This is a genomic window from Mycobacterium sp. NGS26 (assembly GCF_059813025.1).
In genome coordinates, this window is the sequence record NZ_JCALDU010000001.1 from 642,096 (window position 1) to 653,541 (window position 11,446).

The following is an 11,446-nucleotide window of genomic DNA, read 5'->3' on the forward strand; positions in this document are numbered from 1 at the left end:
TTTGCTCCTACCAGTTCCGGGTTGCCCACATCGACAGCTGGATGCCGAACATGAGCAGCAGGTAGCCGTAAATGAAGATCTGAAAGACGATCAGCGCCCGCCTTCGTTGCTGCTCTCTCTCGTTCACGGTTGGCCTCTCGATCAGAAGGTGCCGATGCCGCGCATCACGTAGTACCAAAAGCCGACCAGCACGGCGGCCCCGCCCCATCCGATGCCAAGGCGCACCAATTCCTGCCACACGGTTGAATCTCCAATCGTTCGATCGACACCCGGTCGGTTTACCGAGCCTCCAGGCCGCGGCGCGTGCTCGCGACAAACTCACCGATCACGCGACTGCGTGCGGACTTGGAGTCGTGGTGGGTGACGAGCAGCGCGTAGAACCCCAGCAAGAAGAAGAGCGCGCTGTTTTCGGGGTTGGCGTCCGGATGGGCCACACCCTGCAGCTGCGCCCGCGCGATCTCCTGCGCAAGGAGCGCTACGAGCGGATGGTCCGCCGGCTTACCGAATCCGGGCGGGCGCGTCTGTGAAAAATGCAGTGCCAGAACATCTCTGAACAGCCTGGTGCCGAGCCGTGACTCTGCCGCCACGACTAGGCGTACCACCTCCGACATGGTCGACCAGAGGTCGGGCTCCGAGGCCACAAAGCGGGTTAAGTCACCGGCGAGCCGGGTGACCAGGTTGCGCTCGACCTCCTCGAGAACGTGTTCTTTGGTGGGGAAGTGAAAGTAGAAGGTTCCGCGGGCGATGCCGGCCGCCGAGATGATGGCGCCGATATCGGCATCCGCCATGCCCGATCTCCTGAACTCCGCCATCGCCGCGTCGTACACGCGCTGGCGCGTCTCGAGCCGCTGCGCTTCGCGTCCCCGTGGGCTTTCGTTCGCCTGTGCCGTCATCATCTTATATGGTGACGCTCATCACTGACAAATGTCAATGACAAATTTCAACGAGTGGTGTCAGATCCTCGGGCGCGCAACCGGCAACGTTCGACCAGGATGGCGGCCAGGCGTCCGGGCTGCGAGAACATCACGTCATGGCAGGCGTCGATGCAGATCATGGTGTCGACGCCGCCGAGTGATCTGATCGCGTACAGCTGCTGACGCACCGACAGTGCCCGGTCGGCCAGCGTCATGATCCACGTCCGCGGAACGTCGGCGGGCAGGTCGCTGCGGTCGGCCGGCTCGAAAATCACGTTCGGGGATTCCATGCACAGGCGCGACAGCGTCAGCCTGCGCTGCTGCCGCGTCATGCCGTTGCAGAATGCGTATCGCGCCAGGACCGCGGGCATCGGGAACGACTTTCGTTCGACCCGGCCGGCCGATCTCGCCAACGGAGCCAACGGTCCGCGCAGCGTGTCCACCACCGACGTTCCCTGCGGCGGGACGAACGCCGTCAGCAGGATCATCTCGCGCACCCGCGCCGCCCCGAGTTTCGCGACGATGCCCGGGACGGTGAGCCCGGCCATCGAGTGCCCGACCACCACAACGTCGCCCAGCCCAGCGTCCTCGATGTCGGCGACCGCGGAGTTCACCCAGTCGTCGATGGTGACGGTGTCCAAATTCGCCGGCTTGCCGCCACGGCCGGGCAGATCAACCGCGAGGACGCGCAATTCGGGTGCGCGCCGGGTCAATTCGGCGACGGTGAGATCCCAGCAATCGGCGGCGTGCGCGCCACCGTGCACCAGTACAAGATCTGGCCACACCATCGCGGGAGACCGGGTGGCGGGTCAGTCGCGGGGCTGGACGCCGCGAAGGAACAGGTTGACGGCGTGCTGCAAGTTGCGTTCCTCCTCGTCGGCACTGCGATAGATGCCGCAGTCGGCCAGTCGCGCGGGCAGATGCTCGATCATGCCAATGAAGTGGCCCGCGGCTAACTCGAGGTCCTCGACCTCGACGCTCCCGTTCTCCTGGTGGCGCCGCAGCAGGTCCATGACCTGGCGGTGGCGCGCCGACCATGTCATCGAGTGCGCACTGATCGCGAACTCGGGAAAGCGCGCCGACTCGTTCATCGCGATCCGGGTCAACCGCACGATGTCCGGGTCGATTGCGCGCGCGAGCCCGGCGCGCCCCAGCGCGATCAGGGAGGCGCGCAGATCGCCCTCATCGATGTCGTCGGCTTCGCGCTCGGTCTTGCGGGTCAGCGCCCAGGGAATGACGTCGACGAACACCGCGCGCTTATCCGGATAGCGGGCATAGAGCGTGCGCCGCGTGATGCCGGCCGCCCTGGCGATCGCTTCCATGGTGGTGCCGTCGTAGCCATACTTTACGAACGTCGCCACCGCGGCCTTGCGCAACTTCTGGTGCAGCTTCTTGGCTTCGGCCTGAGTCGGCCGCCCCCGTCGAGTCGTCACCATCGACAGAAATATACAGTACCGTATAGATACTCGTTGAATGCGACGCACGACAGTCAGGGGCCACCGTGACCATCACACAGTCGTTCATCGACGGCGAATCGGTGGCCTCGGCGGACGTCTACGACAACGTCGACCCGGCCACCGGTAGGCCCCTCGGGCAGGTGGCGCGCGCGGGCGGCGACGAAGTCGGCCGCGCCGTCGCCGCGGCGCGAGCGGCATCGCAGCGATGGCAGGGCACACCCCCGGCGGACCGGGCGACGCTGCTGACGCGGATCGCCGATCTGATCGACGACGATCACGATCGGTTGGCCCGCATCGAAAGCGAGGACACCGGAAAGCCGTTGAGCCAGGCCCGCGCCGACGCCACCGTCGCCGCGCGCTACTTTCGTTTCTACGGCCACGCCATCGACACCTATCGCGGCGAAACCATCCCGTTGTCAACGGATCTGCACGCTTATACCCGACGCGAAGCCTTCGGCGTCACCGGTCACATCGTCGCCTGGAACTACCCGATGCAATTGCTGGCCCGCGCGGTGGCCCCGGCCATCGCGGTCGGCAACTGTGCCGTCGTGAAACCGGCCGATGAAACTCCGCGCACCGCAGTGGAATTGGCCCGACTCGCGGTTCGGGCCGGTTTGCCCCATGGCGTCTTCAACGTGGTCACCGGGCTGGGCGCCGAAGCCGGCGCCGCCCTGACCGCGGACCCCGACGTCGACCACCTGAGCTTTGTCGGATCGAGCGAGATCGGTTCGGTGGTGGCCCACGCCGCCGCCGACCGGGTGGCGCCCACGACGTTGGAATTGGGCGGAAAGTCACCGCAGATCGTTTTCCCCGACGCACATCTGGGGCGCGCCGCCGAGGCGATCGTGAAGGCGATCCTGCAGAACGCGGGCCAAACATGCTCGGCCGGCTCCCGGCTGCTCGTGCACGATTCGATCCACGACACGTTGGTGGACATGGTCTGCGGCTTGATGGGGCGCGCAACGATCGGGCCCGGCACCGAGGACCGCGACCTCGGACCGCTGATCTCGCGCAAGCAACAGCGGCGCGTGCAATCGATGATCAATGCCAACGCCAAGGGCGAAATCCTTTGCGGCGGCGGCCCGCCGGAGGACATCCAGCTGGCCGACGGAGCCTACTTTGCGCCCACCGTGATCGACGACGTCGATCCCGCATCGCCCATCGCCCAGGAGGAGGTCTTTGGTCCCGTTCTCACCATCAACAGATTCTGCGGCGAGGACGACGCGATCAAACTGGCCAACGGCACGCAGTATGGGTTGATCGGTGCGGTATGGACCACCGACCTCTCGCGCGCGCACCGGCTCGCGGCCCGGATCCGGGCGGGACAGGTCTACGTCAACACCTACGGCGCCGGCGGGGGCGTGGAATTGCCGTTCGGGGGTTTCAAGAAGTCCGGGTACGGCCGCGAGAAGGGCTACGAAGCGCTCGACACGTTCACCACCACCAAGGCGGTCGTGGTGCGCCTGTGATGAGGTAAAGGAGAACATCGTTGGATCCCGACACCTACCAGCGTGGGCTGGAAATACGCTCCGCAGTGCTGGGCGAGGAGCACGTCAACCGGGCACTGGCCGAGGCCGATGAATTCACCCGGCCGATGCAGGACCTCCTCACCGAATACTGCTGGGGAGCGGTGTGGGGCCGCGAGGGCCTCACGCGCAAGACGCGCAGCATGCTCAACCTGGCGATGACCTCGGTGCTCAACCGGCCCCACGAATTGCGCACCCACATCAGGGCGGCGCTCACCAACGGCGTCAGCCGCGACGAGATCCGCGAGGTATTCCTCCAGGTCGCCATCTACGCGGGCGTTCCCGCGGCGGTCGACAGCTTCCGCACGGCCGGCGAGGTCTTCGCCGAGCTGGACAAGGGCTAGCGGCAAACCATGGAAATCGGGTTTATCGGGTTGGGCCACATGGGCTTTCCCATGGCACGCCGGCTCCTCGGCGAAGGTCACGCCGTCATCGCCTTCGACGCCCGCGGCGAGGCGCTGGAACGCGGCGTCGCGCTCGGGGCACAACCCGCGGCGTCGGTCAAGGACGTCGCCGACCGCGCCGAGACGGTGCTGGCCAGCCTCCCCTCGCCCGCCGCGTCGCTGGAGGTGGCGACCGGTGCGGCGGGAGTGATCGAGGGCTCGCGGGTCAAGCGCTACGTCGACCTGTCGACCGTCGGGAGCCACACGGCCGCGCGAATCCACGACCGTTTGGCCGAACGGAACATCGTGGCGATCGACAGCCCGGTCAGTGGCGGGGTCGGCGGGGCCGAAACGGGAGTGCTCGCCGTCATGGTGTCCGGCCCGCGCAGCGAATTCGGCGCCATACGAACGGCTCTCGAGGCGATCGGCCGGCCGTTCTACATCGGCGACAAGCCGGGCTCGGCGCAGACGATGAAGCTTGTCAACAACATCCTCGCGGCCAACGTCTTGGCCGCAACGGCGGAAGTCGTCGTGATGGGCGTCAAGTCCGGTCTCGACCCCGGCGTGGTGATCGAGGTGCTCAACGCGGGCTCGGGCGCGACGAGCGCGAGTCGTGACAAGTTTCCCCGCGCGATCCTGCCGCGAACCTTCGACTACGGGTTTGCCACCGGGCTGATGGTCAAGGATGTGCGGCTCTACCTCGACGAGGCCAAGGCGCTGGGCGTGCCGACCGACGTCGCCGAGACGATCGGGCGACTCTGGGAGACGGCCGCGCAGGATCAAGGCCCCGATTCCGATTTCACGACGGTGATCAAGCCGTTGGAGAGGGCCGCCGGCGTCGTCGTGGGCGGTCCGGGCCAGCCCTCGGGCTAGGACGCCAACCCGCCGGAGAATGGTATTATCCGTATTGAAGAACGCTACTTGCCCGTTGGACAGCAATACCACCCACCACCAGCGACGATGTTTAACCGAAACGCTTACCGGAAATGCATTGATTGGCGCCCGATCAGAATGTTAGGTTGTCTATCATATGACTGATTCCGACCCCCTTTGGCGACCGGAAGGGTGGCTTCCGTGATCGAGCACGCCGACGGAACGCGCACGCCGGTGATCGACGCGAGCGTGCACATCTTCTTCCCGTCCAACAAGGACCTGCGCTCGTTCCTGCGTGAGCCGTTCAAGAGCCGCGGTTTTCCCGACTACGAGATGGACTGGTACGGGGCACCCGGTGGCGAGTACGCGCCGAACACCAAGGGGCCGGACCGGCAGTACCCGGGGTCGGATCCGGAATTCGTTGCCAACGAACTGTTTTCGAAGCGGGGGGTCGATGTGGCCGTCCTGCATCCGATGGGCCGCGGCATCATGCCGGACCGGCACCTCGGCAGCGCGCTGCATGCCGCCCACAACGAGATGATGGTGTCGCGCTGGCTGGACTCCGGCGAGTTCGGCGAGAGGTTCCGCGGCACCATCCGGGTCAATCCCGACGACATCGCCGGCGCGGTGCGCGAGATCGAGAAGTGGCGTGCGCACCCGCGCGTCGTCCAGATCGGTGTCCCGCTGCAGTCGCGCGAGCTCTACGGCAAACCGCAGTTCTGGCCGCTGTGGGAGGCCGCCGCCGACGCGAACCTTCCGGTGGCGGTGCACATCGAGACGGGCGAGGGCATCGGGTTTCCCCCGACCCCGTCCGGGCACACCCTGACCTACGAGCAGTACGTCGGCTTCATGGCGCTGAACTACGTGTATCACCTGATGAACATGATCGCCGAGGGCGTGTTCGAGCGCTTTGCCAACCTCAAGTTCGTCTGGGCCGACGGCGCCGCGGACTTCTTGACGCCGTTCATCTGGCGGATGGACACCTTCGGCCGGCCGCACCTGGAGCAGACGCCGTGGGCGCCGCGGATTCCCAGCGACTATCTCCGCGGGCACGTCTATTTCGTCCAGGGCAGCCTCGACGGCCCGGGCGACGCCGAGTTCGCCGGCGAGTGGTTCGGCTTCACCGGCAAGGAAGACATGGTGATGTTCGGCTCCAGCTATCCGCACTGGCAGTGCGGCGACGTCACGAAGCTGCCCAAGGCGCTGTCGGCCGAACAGCGCGAGAAGCTGTGCTGGCGCAACGCGGCCGACCTGTACGGGATCGACATTTCTGTCGACCTGGCCGCGGGCTAGTCGCAGAATAGAAGCGAGGGAGACCTAGGAGTTCGAGATGACCCTGACCCATACGCAGGAACGTGTTCCCGCCGCCGAGCGCATAGCCGTCCGGTGCGTCGACTCGGATGTCCACCCGGTGCCCAAGCGGGGCGAGATCACCCAGTACATTCCCGAGCCCTGGCGCAGCAAGTTCTTCCGTGACCATCGAATCGGCGAGCTGATCTACTACGACGCGCCGGACTACGCGCACAGCTTCGCGATGCGCACCGACACCTTCCCGCCCGACGGCGAGTTCCCGGGCAGCGACCCGGACATGGCGTTTCGCCAGCTGATCATGGAGGCCGGATCCGACATCGCGATCCTGGAGCCAGGCGGCCGCACCCCGCGCCTGGCCGAAGCGCACCAGGCCTACTCGACGGCGCTGAATCACTGGCAGGCCAATCACTGGCTGGACAGCCACAACAACTGGCACCAGCGCTGGCGCGGTTCGATCTGCGCGGCGGTCGAGGATCCCGAGGGCGCGGCCCGAGAGATCGAGACGTGGGCGGGGCACCCCTACATGGCGCAGGTTTTGATCAAAGCCGAGCCGCGACCCTCATGGGGCCACCCCAGGTACAACCCGATCTGGGAGGCCGCCACCAAGCACGACATCACGGTGAGCTGCCACCTGTCGCGCAGCAACTACGAGATGCTGCCCACCCCGCCGGTGGGTTACCCCAGCTACAACCACGACTTCATGGTGACCTACTCGCTGCTAGCCGCCAACCAGGTGATGAGCCTGATCTTCGACGGCGTCTTCGACCGGTTCCCGACGCTGCGGATCGTGTTCGTCGAGCACGCCTTCACCTGGATCCTGCCGCTGATGTGGCGCATGGACGCGATCTACGAAGCGCGCAAGTCGCGGGTGGAGATCAAGCGCAAGCCGTCGGAGTACGTCAAAGAGCACATCAAATTCACCACGCAGCCGCTGGACTACCCGGAGGACAAGACCGAGTTGACCCGCGCGATGGAGTGGATGGAGTGCGACAAGATCCTGCTGTACTCCTCGGACTACCCGCACTGGACGTTTGACGACCCGCGCTGGTTGGTCAAGCACCTTCCCAAGGCGGCGCGGGAAGCGGTGATGTACAAGAACGGCATCGCCACCTATCACCTGCCGGAGACGGTGCCGGTCCTCGAGGGCCAAGTCCGGGTGCTCTGAGTTGGCCGAAGAAACCAAGCGGCCCGAACCCCGCCTCGCCCAGGGCCGCGAGCACGTTGTCGCGACAGTAGACGAAATCCCGCCGGGTACGCACAAGCTGGTGCCGATCGGGCGCCACGGCGTGGGCGTCTACAACGTCAACGGAACGTTCTACGCGATCGCCAACTACTGCCCGCACCAGGGCGGACCGCTGTGCTCGGGGCGCCCGCGCGGTCGCACCATCGTCGACGAGACCGCCCCCGGCGACGCGGTCATGGTGCGAGACCTGGAATACATCTACTGTCCCTGGCACCAATGGGGTTTCGAGCTGGCGACCGGCACCACCGCGGTCAAGCCGGAGTGGAGTATCCGCACCTATCCGGTGCGCGTCGTCGGCAACGACGTTCTGGTGATGGCCTAACTACAGGAGAGTCGTGTGGCTTCGATCGAGGTGAACGGTGGGAACGTCGTCTACGAAATCCTCGGAGACTCAGGCGATCTCATTGTCCTGACCCCGGGCGGCAGGTTCAGTAAGGAAATCCCCGGTCTGCGCCCGCTCGCCGAGGCGCTGGTCGCGGGCGGCTATCGGGTGCTGCTGTGGGACCGGCCGAATTGCGGTGCGTCCGATGTGCAGTTCTACGGACAAAGCGAGTCGCACATGCGCGCCGAGACCCTGCACGGCCTGCTGAGCGCGCTCGGCGTCCAGCGGTGCATCATCGCCGGAGGCTCCGGTGGGGCAAGGGATTCCATGCTGACGACCATGCTCTACCCCGAGCTCGTGGAGAAGCTCGTGGTGTGGAACATCGTCGGCGGTATCTACGGCACGTTCGTGCTGGGGTCCTTCTACATCGTCCCGAGCATTCTGGCCGCACGCGGAACCGGGATGGAGGGCGTGATCAAGGTTTCTGAGTGGCGCGACCGCATCGAGGAGAACCCGGCCAACAAGCAGCGCTTCCTCGATTTCGACAAGGACGAGTTCCTCAAGGTGATGCTGCGCTGGCTCAACGCGTTCGTGTCCAAGCCGGGGCAGACCATTCCGGGTGTCGAGGACGAGATGTTCGACCGAATCCAGGTGCCCACGTTGATCATTCGCGGCGGTGAGAACGACTGGGACCATCCCAAACGCACATCGCTGGAGGTCAGCTGCCTGATCAAGGGCTCCAAGCTGATCGATCCGCCTTGGCCGGAGGACGCCTGGGAGCGGGCGTCCGAAGATCGCGCGGCCGGCAGGGTGCAGCACTTCAACATGTTCGACACGTGGGTGCAGGCCGCCCCGGCGATCCTCGAATTCTTGGGGTCCTGACGTGTTATTTGGTACGAATGTGAACCTCACAGTTGAGCGATGCCTCGAGGGCCGTGTGGATGCGGCTCTCCGGAATGCGCTCGAGGTCGTCCTCGCGCAGCGTCACGTAGACGATGTCGAACCCGTCGTCGCCGGGCGTCCGCTCGATGTCGCCGGTGAGCCCGAACCCGGACAGCACACCGTGCGCGTCGGCGTCGGTGCCCCGGCTGATAAAGGTGACCACACCCGGCGCCGGACTGGTGCCGAACACCTTGGCGCACAACGCAATAGCAACACCCTTGGCCGAATCTCCATCTTCGGCCGCCACCAGCAATTCGACGTCGCGGCGACGGGCGGGCATGGTGGCGAGATCGTTCTCGACCACGTCGACGCCGGCCTCACCGGCGAGCTCGAGGAGCGCTGCCATGCCGTCTCGTAATTGCTCCGGCGTGAGCACGCTTCCCGGGTCGACGTTCACGCGCACCACCGCAGTCCGCATGTGCGCAAGCCTAACCAAGACGATGGCGGGCCGGCCGTGAGCACCACTCAATCCGCAAAGATCACCATCGCCAGCGCGCCCGGATGCCAACGCCGGTTGCTGGGTGAACAACCCGGCCGCGAGGACTTCGCCGCGTATCGCGGTCTCGGCGGCTACCCACCGCTGGCCGACGCCGACGCTTTGCTGGGCGAGGTCGAGTCCAGCGGGTTGGTCGGCCGCGGCGGTGCGGCCTTTCCGCTGGCGGTGAAGTTGCGCACTGTGCGCGACAACGGACGCGCGGCGGGCGGCGCCGTCGTCGTCGCCAATGGCGAAGAGGGAGAACCGGCTTCGGTCAAGGACCGATGGCTGCTGCGCCACCGCCCGCACCTGGTGTTGGACGGATTGCGGTTGGCCGCGGCGATCGTCGCGGCCGACCGCGCCTACGTGTACGTGTCGGACCCGGAATCGGCGCACAGCGTGGAAGCCGCTCTGGGCGAAGTCGACCCGGGGGTGTTCGGTGTTCCCGTCGACCTGATCACGGTGCAGCCCGGCTACGTGGCCGGCGAGGAGACCGCGGCGGTCCGCGTGCTCAACGGCGGCCCGGCCAAGCCGACGGACAAGCCCCCGCGCCCGTTCGAATCGGGCGTGGGCGGGCGGCCCACCCTGGTGAGCAACGTCGAGACCCTGGCCAACCTGCCGTATCTGCAGCGCCACGGCTCGGCGAGCTTCCGCTCGCAGGGCACCCCGCTGTCGTCGGGCACCTTCCTGGCCACCATCACCGGCGCCGGCCGGCCGCCGGTCCTCTACGAGCTTCCCCACGGCCTGCCGTTCACCGAACTGCTTGCGCTGCACGGCGTTTCGCCCGATGACGTGCGGGGCGCGCTGCTGGGCGGCTATTTCGCCGGCTTCCTCAACCGCGACGTGCTGGAGACGACGCTGGACCACGAGACGATGCGACGGTTCGGCAGCGGCCTGGGCTGCGGCGCGATCTCGCTGATCACCGACGACTGCCCGATCGCGGTTGCGGCGTCGGTGCTGGCGTACTTCGATCGCGAAAACGCCGGGCAGTGCGGGTCGTGTTTCAACGGAACGGCCGCGATGGCCGCCGTCGGCGGGGCGTTGCGCGACGGCGCCGCGACGACCGAAGACGTCGACCGATTGCGCCGCTGGTCGGTGGTGCTGCGCGGGCGCGGCGCCTGCGCGACGCTGGACGCCGCCACCAATGTCGCCGCCAGCCTGCTCGGCCAGTTCCCCGACGATGTGGCGCGGCATCTCGACGACGGCTGCCCGGACTGCGGTGACCGCCCGTTCCGCTTCGATCGCCCCTACGAGGCCGAGGCTGCGAGGCAAGCATGAAAATCCGTTTGGACCGCACGGTGTGCGACGGCTTCGGCATCTGCGCCAAGCACGCGCCTCGCTACTTCTCCCTGGACGACTGGGGCTACGCGTCGCTCATCGGGGATGGCACCGTTGCCGAGGCGGACCGCCACGAGGTCATGCGCGCCCTGCTCGACTGCCCGGTGCATGCGATCACCGAGATCGGCGACCGCACACCGACCGTCGCCCACCCGTTCCACAGCGAGTCGGACGAGGATCCCGCCGCGCACGTCAACACCGAGTCGAACGAAGCCCAATGGGGATTCACGCGGTGACTTAGGGGCATCCAAGGCCTAGGCTGAAGCGAACCAAGGTCTGGATGGTCCATCCGGGAGGCCCGCCATGAGGTGGTTCGGTCGTCTGGCCGCCGTTGTCGCGGCCCTGTTCGTGTCGATGGCGGCGGCGGTCGCGGTCCCGGGCGCCAGCTCGGCGGCATGCGCCCCCAACATGTCGTTCAATCAGATGACCAACGAGTGCAAACTGCCGCCGCCGCCACCGGCCTGGTACACACCCCCACCGCCATATGCGCCCGCCTATGCACCGCAGGACGTGCCCCCGCCCCCGCCACGGCCGGCGTGGTCACCGGACGCACCGATGTGGAGCAACCGCTACCACCAATGGGGTGTCTACGTGGGCGGCACCTGGGTGCCGCTCTGACCATTCACCAGCAGCTCCGGGGCGGCTTTACTCGATCTTGACCA

The 11,446-nt window shown here is 66.6% G+C and carries 14 protein-coding genes; 10 read left to right on the plus strand and 4 right to left on the minus strand.

The genetic code is table 11. The annotated features are described in order from the left end of the window. Positions 1 to 278: 278 nt before the first annotated feature. The 3 genes from AC5Y6X_RS03080 to AC5Y6X_RS03090 are packed head-to-tail and all read right to left on the minus strand — an operon-like array spanning position 279 to position 2,350. Positions 279 to 893, minus strand: a complete 615-nt coding sequence (locus tag AC5Y6X_RS03080) for a TetR family transcriptional regulator (RefSeq protein WP_499984417.1) — start codon at positions 891 to 893, stop codon at positions 279 to 281. 47 nt (positions 894 to 940) lie between these two features. Further along, positions 941 to 1,702, minus strand: coding sequence for an alpha/beta fold hydrolase (locus AC5Y6X_RS03085; RefSeq protein WP_499984418.1), 762 nt, complete (start codon positions 1,700 to 1,702; stop codon positions 941 to 943). Positions 1,703 to 1,723: 21 nt separating this feature from the next. Next, positions 1,724 to 2,350, minus strand: coding sequence for a TetR/AcrR family transcriptional regulator (locus AC5Y6X_RS03090; protein ID WP_499984420.1), 627 nt, complete (start codon positions 2,348 to 2,350; stop codon positions 1,724 to 1,726). Positions 2,351 to 2,415: 65 nt separating this feature from the next. Between AC5Y6X_RS03090 and AC5Y6X_RS03095 the strand changes: the two genes are divergently transcribed. The 7 genes from AC5Y6X_RS03095 (at position 2,416) to AC5Y6X_RS03125 (ending at position 8,911) form a co-directional block, all read left to right on the plus strand. Further along, positions 2,416 to 3,840 (plus strand): aldehyde dehydrogenase family protein, encoded by a 1,425-nt coding sequence (locus tag AC5Y6X_RS03095; protein ID WP_499984422.1) that lies wholly within the window; start codon positions 2,416 to 2,418, stop codon positions 3,838 to 3,840. 20 nt (positions 3,841 to 3,860) lie between these two features. Then, positions 3,861 to 4,241, plus strand: a complete 381-nt coding sequence (locus tag AC5Y6X_RS03100; protein ID WP_499984423.1) for a carboxymuconolactone decarboxylase family protein — start codon at positions 3,861 to 3,863, stop codon at positions 4,239 to 4,241. A 9-nt stretch (positions 4,242 to 4,250) separates the two neighbouring features. Continuing rightward, positions 4,251 to 5,153 carry an NAD(P)-dependent oxidoreductase gene (locus tag AC5Y6X_RS03105; protein WP_499984425.1) on the plus strand — a complete coding sequence of 301 codons (903 nt, stop codon included), beginning with the start codon at positions 4,251 to 4,253 and terminating at the stop codon, positions 5,151 to 5,153. Positions 5,154 to 5,354: 201 nt separating this feature from the next. Then, positions 5,355 to 6,446: an amidohydrolase family protein gene (locus AC5Y6X_RS03110; RefSeq protein ID WP_499984427.1), complete on the plus strand. Its 1,092-nt coding sequence runs from the start codon at positions 5,355 to 5,357 to the stop codon at positions 6,444 to 6,446. A 37-nt stretch (positions 6,447 to 6,483) separates the two neighbouring features. Then, positions 6,484 to 7,629 carry an amidohydrolase family protein gene (locus tag AC5Y6X_RS03115; RefSeq protein WP_499984429.1) on the plus strand — a complete coding sequence of 382 codons (1,146 nt, stop codon included), beginning with the start codon at positions 6,484 to 6,486 and terminating at the stop codon, positions 7,627 to 7,629. 1 nt (position 7,630) lies between these two features. After that, complete coding sequence (locus AC5Y6X_RS03120) at positions 7,631 to 8,029, plus strand: Rieske (2Fe-2S) protein (protein WP_076059019.1); 399 nt, start codon at positions 7,631 to 7,633, stop codon at positions 8,027 to 8,029. Positions 8,030 to 8,044: 15 nt separating this feature from the next. Then, on the plus strand, positions 8,045 to 8,911 hold the full coding sequence (locus AC5Y6X_RS03125; RefSeq protein ID WP_499984431.1) for an alpha/beta fold hydrolase: 867 nt from the start codon (positions 8,045 to 8,047) through the stop codon (positions 8,909 to 8,911). Positions 8,912 to 8,915: 4 nt separating this feature from the next. Here the strand turns inward: AC5Y6X_RS03125 and AC5Y6X_RS03130 are convergent, their stop codons facing one another. Continuing rightward, positions 8,916 to 9,389 (minus strand): hypothetical protein, encoded by a 474-nt coding sequence (locus tag AC5Y6X_RS03130; protein WP_499984432.1) that lies wholly within the window; start codon positions 9,387 to 9,389, stop codon positions 8,916 to 8,918. Between the two features lie 36 nt (positions 9,390 to 9,425). On the opposite strand from AC5Y6X_RS03130, the gene AC5Y6X_RS03135 reads away from it, so the two are divergent. The 3 genes from AC5Y6X_RS03135 to AC5Y6X_RS03145 all read left to right on the plus strand — a co-directional run bounded on the left by AC5Y6X_RS03135 (position 9,426) and on the right by AC5Y6X_RS03145 (position 11,402). Then, on the plus strand, positions 9,426 to 10,724 hold the full coding sequence (locus AC5Y6X_RS03135; RefSeq protein ID WP_499984433.1) for an NADH-ubiquinone oxidoreductase-F iron-sulfur binding region domain-containing protein: 1,299 nt from the start codon (positions 9,426 to 9,428) through the stop codon (positions 10,722 to 10,724). Beyond that, positions 10,721 to 11,020 (plus strand): ferredoxin, encoded by a 300-nt coding sequence (locus AC5Y6X_RS03140; protein WP_499984435.1) that lies wholly within the window; start codon positions 10,721 to 10,723, stop codon positions 11,018 to 11,020. The genes AC5Y6X_RS03135 and AC5Y6X_RS03140 overlap by 4 nt, the downstream gene beginning before the upstream one ends. A gap of 67 nt (positions 11,021 to 11,087) precedes the next feature. Then, positions 11,088 to 11,402 carry a hypothetical protein gene (locus AC5Y6X_RS03145; RefSeq protein ID WP_499984436.1) on the plus strand — a complete coding sequence of 105 codons (315 nt, stop codon included), beginning with the start codon at positions 11,088 to 11,090 and terminating at the stop codon, positions 11,400 to 11,402. Positions 11,403 to 11,446 lie beyond the last annotated feature (44 nt).

Coding starts and splice junctions, on each gene's coding strand:
- AC5Y6X_RS03080 (WP_499984417.1), bottom strand. CDS start 893: ATGACGGCACAGGCGAACGAAAGCCCACGGGGACGCGAAGCGCAGCGG.
- AC5Y6X_RS03130 (WP_499984432.1), bottom strand. CDS start 9,389: ATGCGGACTGCGGTGGTGCGCGTGAACGTCGACCCGGGAAGCGTGCTC.
- AC5Y6X_RS03105 (WP_499984425.1), top strand. CDS start 4,251: ATGGAAATCGGGTTTATCGGGTTGGGCCACATGGGCTTTCCCATGGCA.
- AC5Y6X_RS03090 (WP_499984420.1), bottom strand. CDS start 2,350: ATGGTGACGACTCGACGGGGGCGGCCGACTCAGGCCGAAGCCAAGAAG.
- AC5Y6X_RS03145 (WP_499984436.1), top strand. CDS start 11,088: ATGAGGTGGTTCGGTCGTCTGGCCGCCGTTGTCGCGGCCCTGTTCGTG.
- AC5Y6X_RS03140 (WP_499984435.1), top strand. CDS start 10,721: ATGAAAATCCGTTTGGACCGCACGGTGTGCGACGGCTTCGGCATCTGC.
- AC5Y6X_RS03115 (WP_499984429.1), top strand. CDS start 6,484: ATGACCCTGACCCATACGCAGGAACGTGTTCCCGCCGCCGAGCGCATA.
- AC5Y6X_RS03085 (WP_499984418.1), bottom strand. CDS start 1,702: ATGGTGTGGCCAGATCTTGTACTGGTGCACGGTGGCGCGCACGCCGCC.